The sequence below is a fragment of the Paractinoplanes aksuensis genome, assembly GCF_024137025.1.
GTDB lineage: Bacteria > Actinomycetota > Actinomycetes > Mycobacteriales > Micromonosporaceae > Actinoplanes > Actinoplanes aksuensis.
Genome location: NZ_JAMYJR010000058.1, coordinates 1 through 18,488, shown reverse-complemented (window position 1 = coordinate 18,488; position 18,488 = coordinate 1). Strand labels below are relative to the sequence as shown.

Here is an 18,488-nt window from a genome sequence, read left to right as displayed (position 1 = left end):
CCTCTGATTCCGGGTCAGCGGGGTGGCAGGGTGGTGGCTGGTTCGACGGTGGCGGCCGTCGGACCGGCCGCCGTCTGACCGGCCCGGGCGCGGCGGCGCAACGCGTCGAACGTGAAGATGATCAGGGCGACCCAGACCAGGGCGAAGCCGGCCAGGCGGGCCGGCGGCATCGGCTCGTGATAGATCAGCAGCCCCACGGCGAGCTGGATGATCGGCGCCACGTACTGCAGGATCCCGATGCCGACCATGGGCACCCGGTTGGCCGCGGCCGCGAACAGCAGCAGCGGCAGCGCGGTGGCCAGCCCCGAAAAGATCATGAGCACGGTGTGGGTAGCCGACACGTTCCCGAACTTCGCGTCGCCCGACACGGTGAGCCAGCCGACGAAGACAAGAGCCGGCAGCGCCAGCACGGACGACTCGACGAACAAGCCCTCGGCCGGCGGTAGCGACATGCGCTTCTTGACCAGGCTGTAGCTGCCGAAGCTGGCCGCCAGCAGCAGAGCGATGTACGGCAGGTGCCCGTAGTCGATGGTCAGCACGACCACGGCGACCGTGCCGATACCGACCGCGACCCACTGCAGGACGCGCAGGCGCTCCCGCTGCACGGTCACGCCGAGCAGCACGATGACCAGCGGGGTGATGAAGTAGCCGAGCGCCGTCTCGACGACCCGGGACGAGTTGACGCCATAGATGTAGGTGCCCCAGTTGATCGCGATCAGCGCGGCGGCCAGCGCGAGACCGCCCAGCAGTTTGGGGCTGCGGGCGAGACGCTTGAGAAAACCCCAATTGCGTACGACGGCGAGCAGCAGACTGACGAACACGACCGACCAGATGACCCGGTGGGCCAGGATCTCCAACGGCGACGCGGGCTGCAGGTGCTTGAAGTAGATCGGGAAAAATCCCCACAAAACGTACGCCGCGAGGCCGTAGACGTATCCGCGTCGCTCGTCGCTCATGCCCTCACCGTAAGGCCTGTACGCGGAACCGGTCCTTGCCTATGGCTGACCTCACGGCCGCGCGTCCGCTATGGCCCGCAGGTCGCACTGCATCCAGCGGCCGGGCTCGACCTCGGTGAAGCCGTGACGGGCGTAGACGGCGTGCGCGTCCTTGGTGACCAGCACGAACCGGGACAGGCCGCGGGCGGCGTAGTGGTCGCGGAGATGCTGGACGAGCCAGCCGCCCAGGCCGCGGCCACGGTGGGCCGGATCGACGTAGACGTCGCAGAGATAGGCGAAGACCGCGCCGTCGGTGACGACCCGTGCGATCGCCACCTGCTCGCCGTCGGGCCCGTAGATCCCGTACGGCTCGGAGCCGGCCAGCGCCGCTCGCATCTGTTCGAGGGGGCGGCCCAGGGCCCAGTAGGCGTCGGTGGAGATCCACCGGTGCACCCGGGGCAGGTCGACGCGCTCCCGCTCGGAGCTCAGCTCATAACCGTCATCGCGAAGTTCGTGCAGCACGCGCCCGATCTAAACGCGGCCATGGCCCCGTGGCCAGTCCATTCCCACGGCGCCGGCTTTCGTGTGGCACCGGTCCTCGTGTGGCACCGGTCCTCGTGTGGCACCGGTCCTCGCGTGGCGCCGGTACGACGAACGGCCGGCGCGCAGGCCAGTTGCCTGTGCGCCGATCGCCTCGTGCCGGCTGCGGGACTATGGGTCAGTCGTCGCCGTCGGGGACGAGCATGTTGAGCAGCCAGCTCACGACGCCGACCAGCAGGGCGCCCAGCACAGCGCTCGGCCAGAAGCCGTCGACGTGGAACGGCAGGTCGAATTCGCCCGCGATCCAGCTGGTGAGCAGGAACAGCGCGCCGTTCACGACGAGCGCGATCAGCCCGAGCGTGAGCACGTAGAACCCGCACCCCACGACCTTGATGATCGGCCGGAGAATCGCGTTGATCACGCCGAAGATGACGGCGACGATCAACAGCGTGATGATCTTTTCCGACGTGGAGTCGGTCGTCAGCTCGATCCCGTCGATCAGTACGGTGGCCAGCCACAACGAGAACGCAGTGATCAGAAGCCGGATGATGAGGCCCATGGCCCGGAATGGTGCCACGATCATGCAAGGACCAGCGGCGACACACCCTGACCCGGTCGATGTTTGTCGTCAGCGACCGGGCGGCCCGATCAGCTGCAGCTCGATCGGGGTGTGGGCCAGCGCCGCCCACCGGACCGCCCGCCGGTTGACCACGCCGACCATGTCGGGGCGGATCCGGGTCATCCACTGGGCGACCTCGCCCAGCCCGAGCGCCCCGCCGAGCAGGGTCGCCTCTTCGGGGCGCAACGGCTGAAGGATCAGCAGGTCGGCCCGGGACGCCACGTCGACGTCGGCCGCCGAGAACTCGTCCCGGACGACCAGGGTGGCCTGCCAGCCGTCACCCGGGCGGTTGTCCGCCCCCACCGGCCCGATGTCGACCACGATCAGCAGCGGGTGCAGGGCCGAGCCGGGCGCGATCTCGATCGGGCGGCCCGGCGGCACCACGGCGATCGACTCGCCGGGGACGGCCGCGCCCCGTACGAACGGCTCCCAGGCCCGCGGCCGCGCGGTCTGCACGACCACCCGGGCCCCCAGGGCCATCGCGCGCAGGGCGACCAACTGGGCGCAACGGACGCCGCCGACCACGAGCGCGCGAGTCTGCTCGGGCCGGAAGAGCCGGGTCACCACCGGATTGCCGTGGCGGTTGCGCCCCAGCATGAGCCCGGACATCCCGGCCTGCAGGTGCAAACCGTCCACTAGCGCGGCCGGCTGCACACCGTCGAGGGCCAGGCCGGGCACAGCGTTGGGCCGGCCGCCGAGCGGGAGCGTGGCGAAGAGACCCTGGACGTGTTCGCCGTCGAGCCGCTGAGCCCCGGCGTGCTCGGCCGACAGCAGCTTGCGCAGGGCCTGGGCGGCGGCGCCGAGAGAGGCCGGCTCGGGCGCGGCCAGCCGGACGGTCACGTCGATCGGGGTGGGGTCGTGAGCGGCCTGCGGACCCGCGGTCAGCGACACCGTCGTGGCCGCCGAGGGCAGGGTGAGCATGCGCGACACCAGCCGCCGGGAAGTCTCGACCCGCAAGTCGGGCCAGCGCCGCAACCGGAACGTGGTCTGGGTCAGCCCGCCGACCCGCAGGCCGGGCCAGGACTCCTGGGCCGTGCCGGCGCCGTCGTCGTGCGCCAGTTCGGCGATGACCCGCAGCGCGGCCGCCTCACCGAGCGGACGGGCGGGCACCGCGGCGAGCCGGCGCACCAGCTTGCGCACGAGGCCGGACAGCGCGCGCCGCAACTCGTCCTCGGACCAGCCCTCGGACCGCAGCACCCGCACGGCCAGCAGCGCGCGGCTGTGCCCGAGCAGGCGGCCCTCGGTGAGCTGGCGGTACGAGTTGGCCGGCGTGCCCGCCCCGGCCCGCAGCGAGGGGGCCGGGGCGCCCGTCAGCAGCAGCTGGATCAGGACGGGCGGCACCTCGGCCTCGGCCGACGGCAGCAGGGTGGCCGGCGCGGGCAGGTCAGGCGCATCCTCGGCGAGCAGGCCCGCCGGGTCACCCAGCTCGAGCACCGCGGTGAGGCCGTGCCCGTCGACGACGATCGCGGCCGGGTCGCCGGCCAGGTCGGTCTGCTCGACCCGCGCGCCCGGCGCGAGGAACTGCAGCAGCGCGGTCGAATGGTCGAGCGGGACCGAGCGCCGCCGGCCGCTGAAGCGCAGGCCGATGCCCAGCCACTCGAACGCCCAGCGGCCGCGCATTCGCAACCAGGTCAGGGCGAGGACGGCCAGGGCCAGAACGCTGCCCGCCACCAGCCCGATCGGACCGTTCACGACACCGACAGCGACCGCGACCGCGGCGACCTGGGTGGCCACCAGTTGACCGACCCGCACGCCGAGCAACCGTCCACGCCGGAGCGGGCGAGTGTTGACCTTGGGTAATGGCCGGGCCGGGCCGGAGAGCTCGCGGTAGTCCCGGTCGCCTGCCACGCCAACCGTCACGACACACCGCCCCTCGACCCGCATCTGTCCTCGTGCGGGCCCATCGTATGGGCTCCGGTCACGCTGCGGGGCGCCCCTGTGGACAACCGGAAGTTATCCACAGGCTCCGATTCGCGAGGCGGCACGGCTTGACGACTTTCGCTACGGTCGGCTACGTCATGTAAGAGTGATCGGCCGCTCACGGCCCGCCCCCCGCCGCTTGTGGACAGGGGTTAGCCTGGTGGCCAGCGTCGATATGTCGAGGGCGGTGCTCACCGTCCGTCCACAACGGATCATGGCATGGTCGACGACCCGAACGAGGAAGCGGGGTGACATCCGGGGTGGCCGGAACGCAAGCTGAATCCCAGGTGATGGCGGATACCGCCGTCAAGTTCGACCAGGTCAACGAGCAGCTCCAGACGATGCTGAGCACGCTCATGAACGAGCTGTCGGCGCTCGGCGGGCAGTGGAAGGGTCTCGGCGCGGTGGCGTTCGAGCAGGTCAAGGTTCAGTACGAGCAGGACCTGAAGAAGCTCAACTCGGCCCTTGCCGTGACTGCCGATTCGATCAAGCAGTCGGGCACCAGTTACGACGCGACCGACACCGAGGCGGCCAGCCGGGTGTCCGGCACCGGCGGCAACTTCTCGCTGCCGCTCTGACCCGGGGGAGACCAGACATGCCCAACGACGGAGTGCTTCTCGTCAACTTCGCCGCCCTGCAGCAGGCGGGGTCGGACATCCAGAAGGCGATCAACACGCTGCGCTCGCAGCTCGACCAGCTCGAGCGGGACGCCGCGCCGCTGGTCGCCACCTGGGACGGCGAGGCCCAGCAGGCCTACCAGCAGCGCCAGGCGACGTGGCGCTCGGCCTCGGAGAATCTGACGAACATCCTGCAGAACATCCACGGTGCCGTCGGCCAGTCCGCCGACGACTACATCAGCACCGAGAAGCAGGCGACCGCCCGCTTCCAGTGAGCCACACCGAACGGCCGGAGCAGTCCTGAGGGGCTGAGCCGGCCGTTTTGCGTACCCAGTTGCAACTAATGTCGCGTACGCCCGGTTGGTCCGTTCTTGCGAAGCTTGTTGTCCCTCGAACGCGTACTGGCCCGACTGGCCGATATCGCTACGATCGGTTGTTGTTTGATCGCTTCATGCGACCGAAAAGGGCGCTCCTCTGTGCTTCTGGGCGCTTACGGACGGCCTCTTATCCACAACTTGCACGTATGCCGACCGCCGCCCATTGTGATCGCGGGCTGACCTTGTAGGTTGTACGCGTTGAGATGGCCTCGTCGCGCGGTGGGGAGAGGTGGACGTGTCCGAGTGGGAGCCGGCTACGGACGCCGAGGTCGCGATGCGCGATGCGTTGCGCACCGATGACCAGGAGTCTTACTTCCGCATTCTGTCTGGCGTTGACCTGCTCCTACCGGTCTCCGCCGATGCTCTGGCCGGTCTGGCCCCGCTCGGCTGGGGCACCTGGAGCACGGGTGGCCGCACGCACGTGCTGGCCTTCACGTCGACCGCCTCGTTGCAGTCGTGCCTGGCCGACTACACCGGTTCGGCCCGGCGCGTCCCGTACGCGGAACTCGCCAACACCTGGCCCAACCTCGAGTGGTGGCTGGCGGTCAACCCCGGCCTGCCGATCGAGGGCTACCTGCCGGCCTGGTTCGTGGCTCAACTGTCCCGCGGTGATCTGAGGCTGCCCACCCGTGGGCCGGGTCGCGCCGACTCGAAGATCCAGGATCTGCAGTCCGCCGCGATGGCCGCCAACGCCGCGGCCGCCCAGCAGGACGCGGGCCGTCCCGGCGGGCCGACCCACGAGGACGCGCCGCTCACCGCGGCCACCGGTGCCTACCCGCAGTACCCGTCCGGCACGTACGGGCAGCAGACCCCGGCCGCATCCCAGCCGGCTCCGGCCGCGCCCGCGGCTTATGGGCAGCCGGCCGCGCCTGTGCCTGTGCCTGCGGCCTACGGTCAGCCGGCGCCCGCGTCCCCGGCCTATGGTCAGCCGGCTCCGGCCACGCCTGTGCCCGCCGCCTACGGGCAGTCGGGTCCGGCCGCCCCCGCGGCTTACGGTCAGGCCGCCGCCAACACGTACGGCGGCGCCTACGCCCAGCCGGCCGGTCAGCCCCCGGCCGACACCCTGCCCGCCCGTACGCCGTCGCTGCCCGAGAGCCTGCCCGCGCGGACTCCGGCCGCCGCCGACGGTCTGGCCGCTCGTACCTCGTCCGGCCCCGGCGGCCTGCCGACCCGCACGCCCTCGGCGTTGGACGCCCTGCCGCCCCGCACGCCGTCGATCGCGGACGCGCTGCCGTCGCGGTCGCCCGCGGGTGGTCTGCCGACCCGCACGCCGCCCGCTTCCGACGGCCTGCCGGCCCGGTCGCCGTCGCCCGCCTACGGCCAGCCCGCCGCGAACGCGCCGGCCAGCGCTCCGCCCGCCACCAACCAGCCCGCGAGCGCCCCGCCCGCGATGTACGGCCGCCCGGCCGGCGCCCCGCCCGCCTACGGTCAGTCCGTCAGCGCGCCGCCCGCGTACGGTCAGCCCGCGAGCACGCCGCCCGCCTACGGCCAGTCTGTCAGCGCGCCGCCCGCCTACGGCCGCCCCGCGGACGCGCCCCCGGCGTACGGCCAGCCCACGAGCCCGGCCCCGGCCGAGACGACCGGCCCCGGCGGCCTCCCGATGCGTACGTCCAGCACCGGCGGCGCGGCCAACGGCACGCCGAACGGCCTGCCGGTCCGCACCCCGGGCGCGACACCCGCCTCGGGCCCGGCCGCGCCGACAACGCCGCCCGCCAATCAGCCCCCGGCCGCGTACCAGCCTCCGTCGATGCCGTCCGCTCCGCCCGCGACCCCGGGTGAGGACCCGCGCGGCGCCCTCCAGAACCCGAGCGGCCCGCTGCCGGTCCGCACTCCGATGGCGCAGACGCCTCCGGTGCCCGAGCACATCACGCCGCACAACCCCGACGAGACGCCGTTCAACCCGAGTTGGTCGAGCGCGTCCGGCGCCCCGTCCGGCGCCCTGGCCGACCTGCCCCGCCGCCAGCCCACCGAGGGCCGCCAGCCCGGTGAGGGCGATCTGCCGCGCCGTCAGCCGGCCGAGGGCGGCCGGCCCGGGGGCTTTCCGCAGGGCCCGGCGTCCCCGCAGGCCGCCGCCGCCCAGCGCGCGCCCTCGTCGGCCATGCCTCCCATCTCGGCGCCGCCGGCTCCGATGCCCGTGCAGGCCCCGACCTCGCCGCCCATGCAGGCACCGGCTTCGCCGCCCATGCAGGCCGAGCCGAGCCCCGGCTTCGGCACCCCGCTGCCGCGTCGCCAGGCCACCTCGCCGGCCGAGCGTCCCGGCATGACCTCGTTCCCGGCCTTCCAGACCCGGTCCGAGACCCCGTCGCCGCCGTCCGCCCCGCCGGTCATCCCCGGCTCGCCCGGAAGCGACCGCCCGGCCCGGCCCGGTGGTCAGGGCGGCTTCGAGCCGCTCCCGCCGCTCGCGGCCCGGCCCGCCTCGGCTCCGCCCGCGCCGCCCGTGGCGAGCTTCGTCCCGGCCAACGACGTCGAGCGCGATCTGTTCGACGCCGCCGACGGCCACAACACCGACGCCTACCTCTCGACTCTGCTGCTCGCGACCGTCCTGGTGCCGGTGGCCAACCACTCGCGCCCCGGCAGCGCGCCCGGCGAGTCGGGCTTCGCGTTCCGCACCGAGCAGGTGGACGGCGAGACGTTCCTGATCGTCTTCACCAGCAAGGACAGGCTGGCCGAGCACTACTCGGAGCCGACCCGCACGGTCGGTGTCCGGTTCTACGAGCTGATCCGCAACTGGCCCGACCCGGGCTGGTCGTTCGTCGTGAACCCGGACGGCCCGATCGGCGCCAAGTACCCCGGCCCGCAGGTCATCGCCCTGGCCAGTTGGGCCGCGGAGTCCGGCCTGGGCCTCGACCCGGACGGCCCGGCCGAGGACGCCGTCCCGGTGCCCGCGCCCGAGCCGGCCAGCGACGACGCCCAGCACGCCACGGTCATGCAGAAGACACTCCCGCCGGAGCAGGTCGACTACTACCTCGAGCGCGGCTACGACCGGGTGGCCGGCTTCGTGCACCGCGCGACCGAGGTGGAACATCTGCGTACGCCCGCGGAGCTTCTCGGTGCTCTGGGCCTGAGCTACGACGGCTCGCCGCACCAGTCGGACGCCAAAGAGGCGTACGTGCTGCGCTGGCCGGCCTATCGTCCGAGCCTCTACCGCATCCCTTACGGCGGGCAGAACGAGCAGGCCTTGAAGGCGATGGACGGCTGGGTCATCGAGCGTTCGCCCTTCCGTGGCAACGGTTTCGCGCCCGGTGAGGGTCGCGACGTCATCGCCGAGTTCAAGGTGGACAGTGTGCGCCTGCCGCACGGCGCGCAGCTGTGGCGGATCGACGCCGACGGCGCCGAGCGCATGATCGCCATCTTCGACAACGACGGCCCGATGTGGCGCCGGGTGGGTGAGCAGTGATGCGGGACGGCTACGTGGTGGCATGGCAGGGGCGGGAGTACGACGCCTCGCCCGACGGCGACAACGTCCGGATCTACCACTCCGACCCGGTCGACGGCTTCGACGAGGTGCGCCCCGGCCGCTACGTGCGGGTGCTGACCCCCGAGGAGTACGACGAACTGATCTACGTCCGCACCACGTGCACTTGGCGCGGGGCGCCGTTCATCGTGCTGGCCGAGGCCAACTCGTGGCTGCGGGTCGAGTACGCGGGCGGCCGTGCCCCGATCGCCCGGCAGCTCGGCCTCGAAGAGTTCGACTTCGGCGTCTACCAGGGCTGGGCGCCTCTGCACGAGGTCTCCGACCTGAGCGAGCAGCGCATTTAGTTGGTCTTGAGCCAGCGCAACACTTCGCCGGTGACCACGTCGGTGGCCTCCTGGTGCAGGAAGTGGCCGGCCTCGGGGATCAGGCGCCATTCGTACGGGGCCAGGACGTATCGCCCCGAGCCCTGTGCCGTGCGGGGCAGGGTCGCGGTGTCGAGCTCGCCGTGCAGTTGCAGCGTGGGCGTGATGAGCGGGCGCTGCATGAGCTTCACGAACCGGTAGCCCTGCAGCCGGATGGCACTGCGGAACACCCAGCGGTACGCCTCGAGGGCGCAGAACGCCGCCTGCGGGATCTGCATGGCCTCGCGGCACCGGGCCACGTAGTCGGCGAACTCGGGCGTGTCCCTCCACTGGGGACTCGTCCAGCGGGTCATCAGCTCGCCCACCAGCGCCGCGTCGTCGCGGGTCAGCACGTGTTCGTAGCGCGGCACCTGGAACCGCAGCGCGCTCGACGAGGCCGCGAACTGACCGCGGGGGTCGGCGAACAGCGCCGCCCGCAGCCGCAGCGGGTGGGCCGCGCCCAGCACGACCAGCCGGTTGACGAGCTTAGGATGGAACGCGGCCGCGGCCCAGCCGATCATGCCGCCCGCGCCGGCGCCGACGATCGTCGCGTTCCGTTCGCCGAGGGCCCGGATGAGCCCGGTGACGTCGGCCGCCATCGTGTAGCCGTCGTAGCCGCGCGGGGGCTTGTCGCTCGCGCCGTAGCCGCGCAGGTCGATCGCGACCGCCCGGAAGCCCGCGTCGGCGATGCGGGGCAGCATGTCGTGCCAGGCCCACCAGAACTCGGGGAAGCCGTGCAGGAACAGCACGAGCGGCCCGGTGCCGGCCTCGACCACGTGGAAACGGCTGCCGTTGGCGCCGACGAAACGATGGGTCCACGGCCCGTCCACCAGCACGCACGACTCGTCAACCCGACCGCCCATGGACTCCAGGGTAGGCGCTGGGCGCGAGTGAGCCGGAGTGTGCCTGGTTACTTGGGGTTGATCAGGACCCGGACGAGGGTGGCCGGCTTGCCCGGACCGCAGTCGACCGGCGTCTTGCCGGGGGTGAGCCGCACCCGCACCTTGTCGCCCCGGCTCACCGGCACGTCCTTCTTCGAGTACGCGGCCCAGGTCGCGCCGTCGGCCGCCTTCAGCTCGTAGCAGGAGCCGCCGGCGCTGGTCACGGTCGCGGTGACCCAGCCGACGCGCTGGGCGCCGACGTCGGGCAGGGCGGGGGCTCCGGGACGGCTGGGCGGCCTCCCTGTCCCCTCGGCCGTGCCCGGCTGCGGCGGCGTTGTCGTCTCGGCGGGAGCGCCCGTCGCCCCCGCGGTCGGGGCCGAAGCGTCCGGAGCCGGGGCCGAGGCGTCGGTCGAGACCGGGGCCGGAGCGCCCGCGGCCGGCTTCACGTCGTCTTTCGAGCAGCCGCCGACCAGCAGCAGCGCCAGCGACAGCGTGCCTGCCGTCCCCGCGATGGACCTGAGCATGACCTTGCACCCCCGTGAGGCGAACCCGCGGTCGGGCGGACCGCGGCGCCAAAGCGTAACGGTTTCAGGTCTGGCGTGGGGTGCGGCGTCCGGAGGATCTCTCCGGACGCCGCGAACACTCAGTCCTCGGACTTACCCGTGTTCATGCCCTTGGAGATCAGATCCATCACGGCCGAGTCCTGCAGCGTGGTGACGTCGCCGAGCGAGCGGTTCTCGGCCACGTCCTTGAGCAGCCGCCGCATGATCTTGCCGGACCGGGTCTTCGGCAGCTCGGGCACGAGCATGATCTGGCGCGGCTTGGCGATCGGGCCGAGCGTCTTGGCCACGTGGTTGCGCAGGTCGACGTTGAGCTGCTCGCCCACGTCGCCCTCGGTGTCGACGTTCCCGCGCGGGATCACGAAGGCCACGATGGCCTGGCCGGTGGTGGGGTCGGTCGCGCCGACCACCGCCGCCTCGGCCACCGACGGGTGCGAGACCAGGGCCGACTCGACCTCGGTGGTCGAGATGTTGTGGCCCGACACGAGCATCACGTCGTCGACCCGGCCGAGCAGCCAGAGCGCGCCGTCCTCGTCCTTCTTGGCGCCGTCACCCGCGAAATAGATCCACTCGTCGCCGGTGCCCGCGCCGGCCCCGAAGCGCGACCAGTACGTGTCGAGGAACCGCTGGTCGTCACCCCAGATCGTGCGCAGCATGGACGGCCACGGGTCGCGCAGCACCAGGAAACCGCCGCCGCCGTTGGGCACCGACTGGGCCTGGTCGTCGACCACGTCGGCGGTGATGCCGGGCAGCGGGGTCATGGCCGAGCCGGGCTTGGTCGCGGTCACGCCGGGCAGCGGCGAGATCATGACGCCACCGGTCTCGGTCTGCCACCACGTGTCCACAATGGGGGCGCGGTTGCGGCCGATGTTCTCCCGGTACCACATCCAGGCCTCGGGGTTGATCGGCTCGCCGACGCTGCCCAGCACCCGCAACGACGACAGGTCGTAGCCGGCCGGGATGTCGTCGCCCCACTTCATCATGGTGCGGATCAGGGTCGGCGCGGTGTAGAGGATCGACACTTTGTACTTGTCGACGATCTGCCAGAACCGGTCGCGGCCCGGGGTGTCGGGCGTGCCCTCGTACATGACCTGGGTGGCGCCGTTGGAGAGCGGGCCGTAGACGATGTACGAGTGGCCGGTGACCCAGCCGATGTCGGCCGTGCACCAGTAGACGTCGGTGTCGGGCTTGAGGTCGAACACCGCGTTGTGCGTGTACGACACCTGGGTCAGGTAGCCGCCGGTGGTGTGCAGAATGCCCTTCGGCTTACCGGTCGTGCCCGAGGTGTAGAGGATGAACAGCGGGTGCTCGGCGTCGAAGGCCTGCGGCTTGTGCTCGGGGCTCGCCTGCTCGACGGTCTCGTGCCACCACTTGTCCTTGTCGGTCCAGGCCACGTCCTGCCCGGTGCGGCGCACGACGAGCACGTTCTCGATGCTCGGGCACTGCGCGACGGCCTCGTCGACGGTGGGCTTGAGGGCCGACGGCTTGCCGCGCCGGTAACCGCCGTCGGCGGTGATGACCAGCTTGGCGTCGGCGTCCTGGATGCGGGTGGAGAGCGCGGAGACCGAGAACCCGCCGAAGACGACGCTGTGGGTCGCGCCGACCCGGGCGCAGGCCAGCATGGCCACCGCGGCCTCGGGGATCATCGGCAGATAGATGGCCACCCGGTCGCCGGCCCCGACCCCGAGGTCGGTCAGCGTGTTGGCGGCCTGGCTGACCAGCTTGAGCAGCTCGGCGTACGTGATGGTGCGGGTGTCGCCGGGCTCGCCCTCCCAGTGGATGGCGACCTTGTCGCCGTGACCGGCCTCGACGTGGCGGTCGACGCAGTTGTAGGCGATGTTGAGCTCGCCGCCGACGAACCACTTCGCGAACGGCGGGTTGGACCAGTCGAGCACCTGGTCCCACTTCTTGGCCCAGGTGAGCCGGTCGGCCTGGGTGGCCCAGAACGCCAGGCGGTCGCCGGCGGCTTCCTCGTACGCGTCCGCCTTCACATTGGCGGCCGCAGCCAGCGCTTCGGGCGGCGGGAACTGCCGGCTCTCCGATGACAAGTTCGCCAATGTCTCGCTCATGAGGGCGGCTCCTCTTTTCACTGCTGACCGGGCATCTTCGTTGCACACTAGTTGCGCCAGTGGGTACCGGCGACACCTGTGGATAACTGCGCGCCAGATGGCGTCGTGGTCGCGCCGGATGACCAACAGGTGCTTGTTCCTGCGCGAATCTTGCCAGTTGCGAGCCTGTTTGCGCACCCCATGTTTCGCCCGATTTACCGGCTACGGTGTTCCCGTGGATCCGCTAGCCCCCCTTCTCGATCTTGCCGATGTCACGCCCGCCCTGGCCGAGGCCCGCGACCAGGTCGACGCGGCCATGCGCCACCGCGCCCTGCGCCGGCACGGTGGCCAGGTCGCGGCCGAGGCGAGCCTGCGTGCGGCGGTGGCCAGTGCCGCGCTCGAAGGCAACGTCCACGACCTCGATGACGTACGGGCGGGCACGATCACCGATCCGGTCGTGCAGGGCGCGCTGCGGGTCGCCGAGGGCGTGGGCGGGCTGGTCGACCTCTGGCCCCGGGCGCCGCGTCAGGTGCTGGCCAAGCTCCACGTCCTCGCAGCACGGGGCGTGGTGCCGCCGGCCGACCTGGGCCGCCTCACCGGGGATGCCGAGCGCATCGACATGCTGGCCGGTCTGGTCGCGGGCAACGACCGTACGCCGCCGTTGTTGCTGGCCGCGATCGTGCACGCCGAACTCGTCACGTTGCGCCCGTTCGCCGGCCCGGCCGGTGTCGTGGCCCGGGCCGCGGCCCGGCTCACCCTGATCAGCCGCGGGCTCGATCCGCGGGGTTTGGTCGCGGTCGAGGTCGGGCATCAGGCCCGCGAGCCCGAGTACGTAGGATCGGCCGGCGCCTATGCGACCGGCACGCCCGATGGGGTCCGCTCCTGGCTGCGTCACTACGCGGCCGCCGTGACCGTCGCGGCCGGCGAGATCACCAAGATCGGCGACGACGTGCTGGCATCGGTATGACGGATCGTCGGACCGTGCGTATGTGCGAACAGCACACTCGGTGATCAGGGGTTTCTAGACTTCCAGACGTGGAGTCCTGGACGCGCCCGTACACGCCCGGCACCGGACGCTGGCTGATCATCGGCTGGGAAGCCTTCGCGCTGGCCCTGCTGGGCTGGTCGTCGATCGAGACGTTCGAGCTGAACGATCACGGCCTGCGCCTGCTGGCCTGCGCGCTGGCCGCGGTGTGGGTGCTCGGCACCCACCGGATCCTGCAGATGGGGGCCTACGTCGGCGTCGGCGGCGTGCGCATCCACGGCCTGCTGCGCTCCCGCACCATGGCCTGGGCCGAGATCGCCCACGTGCACCTTCACGAGGCGAGCCACCGGCTGGGGCCGTTCCGCATCCCGAGCGGTCTGACCGTGCTCATCGAGCGGCGCGACGGCTCGACCGTGAACACGGAGCTGTGGGCGCAGGGGGTCGATTTCCACTCGCGGCCGAAATTGTTCCGGGCCGTCTATCACGAGCTACGCACCCGGCATCTGGCCGCGCATCGCAAGTAGTCGGAAAAATTTAGAGCCGGCGTCCCTTGAGGGGCGCCGGCTGCTGCGCGTCCGAACCGGGTTATCAAGCGTGCACCTGGGTCGTTGTCGACAGTCCGAGGCCTCACGGCTCCTCAAATGGAGCCTAGGGGGCCGCGGTCCCGCCGCAACGTGCCTGCCGTGGCTGATCGCGCGTGGGTTCCCGGTGGCCGTGCACGAGATTCGTGGCCGATCCGGGTGGGCAATCCCGCCCTTTCCGCTGCGATCCTCGCCAGTTCTTTCTACGCCCGTCGCGGCATGATCGCCAGAGCTTCGGCCCGGCAAATCTCACTTTCCGCATTAGTCAGACCAAAGCCATTCGTGCTGCTCATTGGCCCTCGGCAGAACCTGATCAGGCAGGTGTGCGGGTGCGGCGATGACGGGCGTAGATGGCGAAACCGATGGCCGCGCCGACGCCCACACTCAGGGCGGCCGCGGCCACCGGCACGGCCGGACGGTCGCGCAGCCGGCGGCTGAGCGGGATCGGGTGCCGGAACTCGAGAACCGGCCACTTGTTCTCGGCCGCGGCGCGGCGCAGGGCGCGATCGGGGTTGACGGCGCTGGGGTGGCCCACCGATTCGAGCAGCGGAAGGTCGCTGCTGGAATCGGAGTAGGCGTAGCAGTCGGCCAGGTGGTAGCCGCGCTCGGCGGCCAGCTCGCGCACGCCGACCACCTTGCTCGGGCCGGCCGCGTAGAACTCGACCTCGCCGCTGTACCGGCCGTCGACGATGCTCATCCGGGTGGCGATGATGTCGGTGATGCCGAGCAGTGCGCCGATGGGGCGGACCATCTCGTCGCCCGAGGCCGAGACCAGCACGACGTCGCGCCCGGCGGCCTGGTGCTCGGCGATCAGGGTGGCCGCCTCGGCGTACACGTAGGGGTTGATCAGCTCGTCGAGCGTCTCGGCCACGATCTGCTGCACCTGCTCCACCCGCCAGCCCTTGCACAGGGCGGCCAGGTAGTCACGGGTGCGGGCCATGGCCTGCTCGTCGGTGCCGCCGCCGAGCCGGAACATCAGCTGTGCGTAAGCGGATTTGACCATGTCACGACGGCTGATCAGGCCGTCACGATAGAACGGCCGTCCGAACGCCAACGCGCTGGACTTGGCGATGACGGTCTTGTCGAGGTCGAAAAACGCGGCGCTCAGGCCCACGCGCCGCAGTGTAGTCGCAAGTGGTTCATCACCGTCGTCCCCGGCGCGTCTCATCCGATCGGTCGTGACACGCTGTGAAATCGGTCAGACGGGCAGCAGTATCGCAGTGAGCGACAATCAGTACTCGACTGTGCTGCTTCCGTGAGGCATGCTTGTGCTGTTGCGACCGGGATTCATGTTGTGACCTGTCGCGCGCCACTACTTGAAACCCTCACCGGAACCCTCGGTGATTGCGCCCCCCGCGATCACCGAGTCGATTCGGCTCGACCCCCCCGGAGCCGAATCCTCGGACGGCCCCCGTCTCCCCCGACGGGGGTCGTTCCCTTTTCGATGTCGTCTCAGGCGCCTGTGGCCCGCGTCTGTTCGGCCTCGACCACGTCGCCCAGGCCGAAGAAGTCGCAGAGGCCGGTCACGTCGAGTACACGGCGGAAGGCCGGCGTCGGGTCGACCACAAGGAACCGAGCCTCGATCTCGCCGGCGGCGCGGTAACCCTCGATCAGCGCGCCCAGCCCGGTGGAGTCGATGAAGGTCGCGGAGCGCAGGTCGACCCGCACTGTCGCCGGGGACCACTCGGTGACGGCCTCGCGGACACAGCCCGCCAACTCGTCCGCGTTCGAGAAGTCGATCTCGCCCACGACGGTCACGACGGCGGAACCGTCGGCGTCGAGCGAACGGGTGATCGAACTGTCCATGCCAACCCCATCGATTCGTGTCGGCAACAACATACCCAACCTTGGCTGCTTCCACTCCTCTCGATGGTCCGCTCCCTAACAGATCGACCGGCTGCGTGGGCGATATCCACAGGCCGGGTCGTTGTCCACAGGCGGCGCCGGCGGGCCTGGCCGGTGGCTGCTCCGGTCGCGAAGGTGGGCGCTTCATCCGCTGCCACCCGAGCGCTGGAGCCCGCCGATGCCTGCTGCCCGTCTGCCCCTCGTCGTCACCGCCGACCCCGACCTGCTCGACGATCTGCTGCGGCTGGCCGCGGCCGGCGGCACCAAGGTCGACGTGGCCCCCGACCCGGCCGCCGCCCGCCCGCGCTACAGCACCGCCTCCCTGGTGCTGATCGGCGCCGACCAGTTGGAGGCCTGCCTGCGGGCCCGGCTCCCGCGCCGCTCCCGGGTGGCCGTGGTCGGCCACGGCGAGGTCGCCGAACCGATGTGGCGAGCGGCCAACGCGTACGGCGTCGAGCACATCGCCGAGCTGCCGACCGCCGAGTCCTGGGTGGTCGAGCGGTTCGCCGAACAGCTCGACCAGCCGGTGGGCCGGGTGCTGACGGTCATCGGCGGCCGGGGCGGCGCCGGCGCCAGCACGCTGGCCGCGGGCCTGGCCGTGACCTCGGCCCGAGGCCGGCGCCGCACCCTGCTGATCGACGCCGACCCGATCGGCGGCGGCCTCGACATGATGTTCGGCTGGGAACGCCGCGACGGCTTGCGCTGGTCGGCGCTGGCCGAGGCGGGCGGCCGGGTCGATCCGCCCAGCCTGCTCGGCGCGCTGCCCCGCGACGGCGACCTGGTGCTGCTCTCGTTCGACCGCGAGCACACGCCGGTCCTGCCGGCCGAGGCGATGGCCGCGACCATCGACGCCGGGCGCCGGGCCCGCGAGGTGATCATCGTCGACCTGCCGCGCCGGCTCGACGACGCCGGTGTGCTCGCGCTCGAGTGCGCCGACCACGCGGTGCTGATCGTCCCGGCCGAGGTTCGTGCCTCGGCCGCGGCGGCCCGGGTCGCCACCATGGTCCGGGCCCATCGTGACGATCTCTCGCTCGTGGTCCGCGGCCCGGCGCCGGGGCGGCTGCGGGCGCGCGAGGTCGCGTCGGCGCTCGGGCTGCCGCTGATCGGCACGCTGCGGCCGGAACCGGCGATCGCGCAGCAGATCGAGCACGGCCGGCCACCCACGGTCGACGGCAAGGGGCCGCTGGCCCGGCTGTGCCGGCGGGTGCTGAGCGACCTGACGCGGGAGACGGCCGGGGCGGTGGCGGCGTGACGGCGTACGTGGGTCTGGGCAGCCGGTTGGCCGCGAGCGCGCCCGAGATGGCCGGCCGGGTGCGCCACCGCTTCGCGCTCGAGGGCGTCGAGGCGACCCCGGCGGCCGTGGTTCAGGCCGTGCGCGGCGAGCCCGGGGCCGCGGTGCTGGGGGACACGGCCGTGCTGCGCCTCGCCGACCGGGTGCACGACCAACTGGTCGGGGCCGGGCCGCTGGCGCCGCTGCTCGCCGACCCCGAGGTGACCGATGTGCTGGTCAACGGCCGGGCGGTCTGGGTCGACCGGGGCGCCGGGCTGCAACGGGCGCCGATCGCGCTGGGCGACCACGAAGAGGTGCGGCGCCTGGCCCAACGGCTCGCGGCAGCATGCGGGCGCCGGCTCGACGACGGTCAGCCGTACGCGGACGCCCGCCTGCCCGACGGCACGCGCCTGCACGCCGTGCTGCCCCCGGTGGCGACCGACGGGCCGTACCTGTCGCTGCGCACCTTCCGCCACCGGCCGTTCCGCCTCGACGACCTGGTCGAGCACGGCACGGTCCCGCCCACGATCGCTCCCGTGCTGGCCGCGATCGTCGCCGCCCGGCTCGCCTACCTGGTCACCGGCGGCACGGGCAGCGGCAAGACGACGCTGCTGGCCACCCTGCTCGGCATGGTGCCGCCGACCGAGCGGATCGTGCTGGTCGAGGACGCGGCCGAACTGCGGCCGCTGCACCCGCACGTGGTCGCTCTGCAGGCCCGCACCGCGAACGTCGAGGGGGCGGGCGCGATCGGGCTGACCGACCTGGTGCGGCAGGCGCTGCGGATGCGGCCCGACCGGCTGGTCGTGGGGGAGTGCCGGGGCCCCGAGATCGTCGACCTGCTCGGCGCGCTGAACACGGGCCACGACGGGGGCGCCGGCACCCTGCACGCCAACACGCCGGCCGACGTTCCGGCCCGGCTGGAGGCGCTCGGGCTGCTCGGCGGGCTGCCCCGGGCCGCGCTGCACGCCCAGGTGGTGGCCGCGCTGCAGGTGGTGCTCCAGGTCCGGCGGACGGAAAGGGGGCGCGTCCTGGAATCGGTCAGCGTGCTGCTGCCGATCGGCGAGGAGCGGCTCGCGACCGTGGTCCCGGCCTGGCGTCACCGGCACGGGGCCGGTCCGGGGGCGACGGCGCTGGCCCGGATGCTGGCCGTGCGCGGGGTGACGGCGCCGGCCGTGCTGCGGCCACCGGTGGTGGCGGCGTGATCTGGGGACCGGTGCTGCTCCTCGTGGGGGCCCTGGTGATCATGTTGCCGGTCAAGTGGCTCGGGACCGTGCCGCGGGTGTCGGTGGTGGCCGTCGGGCAGCGGGTGGCCGCCTACGCCGGGGCGGCGCCGCGACAGGCGGTGGCTGGTGGGATCGCGGTGGCCGCCGTGCTGGGTCTGCTGCTGGGCGGGCCGGTGGCCGCGGTCATCGGCGGGGCGTACGCGGGGCTCGGCGGGCGGGCCCTGCGGCGGCGGGCCACCCGGCGGCGAGCGGCGGTCGAGCGGGCGGCCGC

At 72.2% G+C, this 18,488-nt stretch carries 17 protein-coding genes and 1 pseudogene; 9 read left to right on the top strand and 9 right to left on the bottom strand.

Annotation, left to right across the window (positions count from 1 at the left end; translation table 11 throughout):
• Positions 1-14 precede the first annotated feature (14 nt).
• The 4 genes from rarD to eccE form a co-directional block, all read right to left on the bottom strand.
• On the bottom strand, positions 15-956 hold the full coding sequence (gene rarD, locus M1L60_RS43250) for an EamA family transporter RarD (protein WP_253243431.1): 942 nt from the start codon (positions 954-956) through the stop codon (positions 15-17).
• Positions 957-1,007: 51 nt separating this feature from the next.
• Positions 1,008-1,457 carry a GNAT family N-acetyltransferase gene (locus tag M1L60_RS43245; protein WP_253243430.1) on the bottom strand — a complete coding sequence of 150 codons (450 nt, stop codon included), beginning with the start codon at positions 1,455-1,457 and terminating at the stop codon, positions 1,008-1,010.
• 196 nt (positions 1,458-1,653) lie between these two features.
• Positions 1,654-2,034 carry a phage holin family protein gene (locus tag M1L60_RS43240; RefSeq protein ID WP_253243429.1) on the bottom strand — a complete coding sequence of 127 codons (381 nt, stop codon included), beginning with the start codon at positions 2,032-2,034 and terminating at the stop codon, positions 1,654-1,656.
• A gap of 69 nt (positions 2,035-2,103) precedes the next feature.
• Positions 2,104-3,954 carry a type VII secretion protein EccE gene (eccE, locus tag M1L60_RS43235; RefSeq protein ID WP_253243428.1) on the bottom strand — a complete coding sequence of 617 codons (1,851 nt, stop codon included), beginning with the start codon at positions 3,952-3,954 and terminating at the stop codon, positions 2,104-2,106.
• A 308-nt stretch (positions 3,955-4,262) separates the two neighbouring features.
• Here eccE and M1L60_RS43230 point away from each other — a divergent pair, with 308 nt between their 5' ends.
• The 4 genes from M1L60_RS43230 to M1L60_RS43215 all read left to right on the top strand — a co-directional run bounded on the left by M1L60_RS43230 (position 4,263) and on the right by M1L60_RS43215 (position 8,767).
• The gene (locus M1L60_RS43230) at positions 4,263-4,592 is read left to right on the top strand and encodes a WXG100 family type VII secretion target (protein WP_308208630.1); all 330 of its coding nucleotides are present in this window, start codon (positions 4,263-4,265) and stop codon (positions 4,590-4,592) included.
• Positions 4,593-4,609: 17 nt separating this feature from the next.
• On the top strand, positions 4,610-4,906 hold the full coding sequence (locus M1L60_RS43225; RefSeq protein ID WP_253243426.1) for a WXG100 family type VII secretion target: 297 nt from the start codon (positions 4,610-4,612) through the stop codon (positions 4,904-4,906).
• Positions 4,907-5,243: 337 nt separating this feature from the next.
• Positions 5,244-8,405 (top strand): SseB family protein, encoded by a 3,162-nt coding sequence (locus M1L60_RS43220; protein WP_253243425.1) that lies wholly within the window; start codon positions 5,244-5,246, stop codon positions 8,403-8,405.
• Positions 8,402-8,767 (top strand): UCP033725 family protein, encoded by a 366-nt coding sequence (locus tag M1L60_RS43215; protein WP_253243424.1) that lies wholly within the window; start codon positions 8,402-8,404, stop codon positions 8,765-8,767. Before M1L60_RS43220 ends, M1L60_RS43215 begins: the two co-directional genes overlap by 4 nt.
• Here M1L60_RS43215 and M1L60_RS43210 read toward each other — a convergent pair.
• The 3 genes from M1L60_RS43210 to acs all read right to left on the bottom strand — a co-directional run bounded on the left by M1L60_RS43210 (position 8,764) and on the right by acs (position 12,334).
• Positions 8,764-9,687 (bottom strand): alpha/beta fold hydrolase, encoded by a 924-nt coding sequence (locus tag M1L60_RS43210; protein ID WP_253243423.1) that lies wholly within the window; start codon positions 9,685-9,687, stop codon positions 8,764-8,766. The genes M1L60_RS43215 and M1L60_RS43210 overlap by 4 nt on opposite strands.
• A gap of 47 nt (positions 9,688-9,734) precedes the next feature.
• Positions 9,735-10,229, bottom strand: a complete 495-nt coding sequence (locus M1L60_RS43205) for a hypothetical protein (RefSeq protein WP_253243422.1) — start codon at positions 10,227-10,229, stop codon at positions 9,735-9,737.
• Between the two features lie 119 nt (positions 10,230-10,348).
• The gene (gene acs, locus M1L60_RS43200) at positions 10,349-12,334 is read right to left on the bottom strand and encodes an acetate--CoA ligase (protein ID WP_253243421.1); all 1,986 of its coding nucleotides are present in this window, start codon (positions 12,332-12,334) and stop codon (positions 10,349-10,351) included.
• Between the two features lie 214 nt (positions 12,335-12,548).
• Here acs and M1L60_RS43195 point away from each other — a divergent pair, with 214 nt between their 5' ends.
• Together M1L60_RS43195 and M1L60_RS43190 are read left to right on the top strand one after the other, a co-directional pair.
• Positions 12,549-13,280, top strand: coding sequence for a Fic family protein (locus tag M1L60_RS43195; protein WP_253243420.1), 732 nt, complete (start codon positions 12,549-12,551; stop codon positions 13,278-13,280).
• A gap of 68 nt (positions 13,281-13,348) precedes the next feature.
• Positions 13,349-13,822, top strand: coding sequence for a PH domain-containing protein (locus M1L60_RS43190; RefSeq protein WP_253243419.1), 474 nt, complete (start codon positions 13,349-13,351; stop codon positions 13,820-13,822).
• A gap of 370 nt (positions 13,823-14,192) precedes the next feature.
• Here the strand turns inward: M1L60_RS43190 and M1L60_RS43185 are convergent, their stop codons facing one another.
• A complete protein-coding gene (locus tag M1L60_RS43185; protein ID WP_253243418.1) occupies positions 14,193-14,993 on the bottom strand; it encodes an HAD family hydrolase in 801 nt (266 codons plus the stop codon).
• Between the two features lie 338 nt (positions 14,994-15,331).
• Entirely contained in the window at positions 15,332-15,685 is a 354-nt protein-coding gene (locus M1L60_RS43180; protein ID WP_253243417.1) for an STAS domain-containing protein, read from the bottom strand.
• A gap of 217 nt (positions 15,686-15,902) precedes the next feature.
• Between M1L60_RS43180 and ssd the strand changes: the two genes are divergently transcribed.
• The 3 genes and pseudogenes from ssd to M1L60_RS43165 all read left to right on the top strand — a co-directional run.
• Positions 15,903-16,976, top strand: coding sequence for a septum site-determining protein Ssd (ssd, locus tag M1L60_RS43175; protein WP_253243416.1), 1,074 nt, complete (start codon positions 15,903-15,905; stop codon positions 16,974-16,976).
• A 47-nt stretch (positions 16,977-17,023) separates the two neighbouring features.
• Positions 17,024-18,196 (top strand): TadA family conjugal transfer-associated ATPase, encoded by a 1,173-nt coding sequence (locus M1L60_RS43170; RefSeq protein ID WP_253243476.1) that lies wholly within the window; start codon positions 17,024-17,026, stop codon positions 18,194-18,196.
• Positions 18,193-18,488: pseudogene (locus M1L60_RS43165) on the top strand (hypothetical protein); the annotation flags it as partial. The gene M1L60_RS43170 and the pseudogene M1L60_RS43165, both read left to right, overlap by 4 nt.

Excerpts from the sequence above, each read along its gene's own strand:
- rarD (WP_253243431.1), bottom strand. The coding sequence starts at position 956 with ATGAGCGACGAGCGACGCGGATACGTCTACGGCCTCGCGGCGTACGTT.
- M1L60_RS43240 (WP_253243429.1), bottom strand. The coding sequence starts at position 2,034 with ATGGGCCTCATCATCCGGCTTCTGATCACTGCGTTCTCGTTGTGGCTG.
- M1L60_RS43225 (WP_253243426.1), top strand. The coding sequence starts at position 4,610 with ATGCCCAACGACGGAGTGCTTCTCGTCAACTTCGCCGCCCTGCAGCAG.
- M1L60_RS43210 (WP_253243423.1), bottom strand. The coding sequence starts at position 9,687 with ATGGGCGGTCGGGTTGACGAGTCGTGCGTGCTGGTGGACGGGCCGTGG.
- M1L60_RS43205 (WP_253243422.1), bottom strand. The coding sequence starts at position 10,229 with ATGCTCAGGTCCATCGCGGGGACGGCAGGCACGCTGTCGCTGGCGCTG.
- acs (WP_253243421.1), bottom strand. The coding sequence starts at position 12,334 with ATGAGCGAGACATTGGCGAACTTGTCATCGGAGAGCCGGCAGTTCCCG.
- M1L60_RS43180 (WP_253243417.1), bottom strand. The coding sequence starts at position 15,685 with ATGGACAGTTCGATCACCCGTTCGCTCGACGCCGACGGTTCCGCCGTC.
- ssd (WP_253243416.1), top strand. The coding sequence starts at position 15,903 with ATGCCTGCTGCCCGTCTGCCCCTCGTCGTCACCGCCGACCCCGACCTG.
- M1L60_RS43170 (WP_253243476.1), top strand. The coding sequence starts at position 17,024 with ATGGCCGGCCGGGTGCGCCACCGCTTCGCGCTCGAGGGCGTCGAGGCG.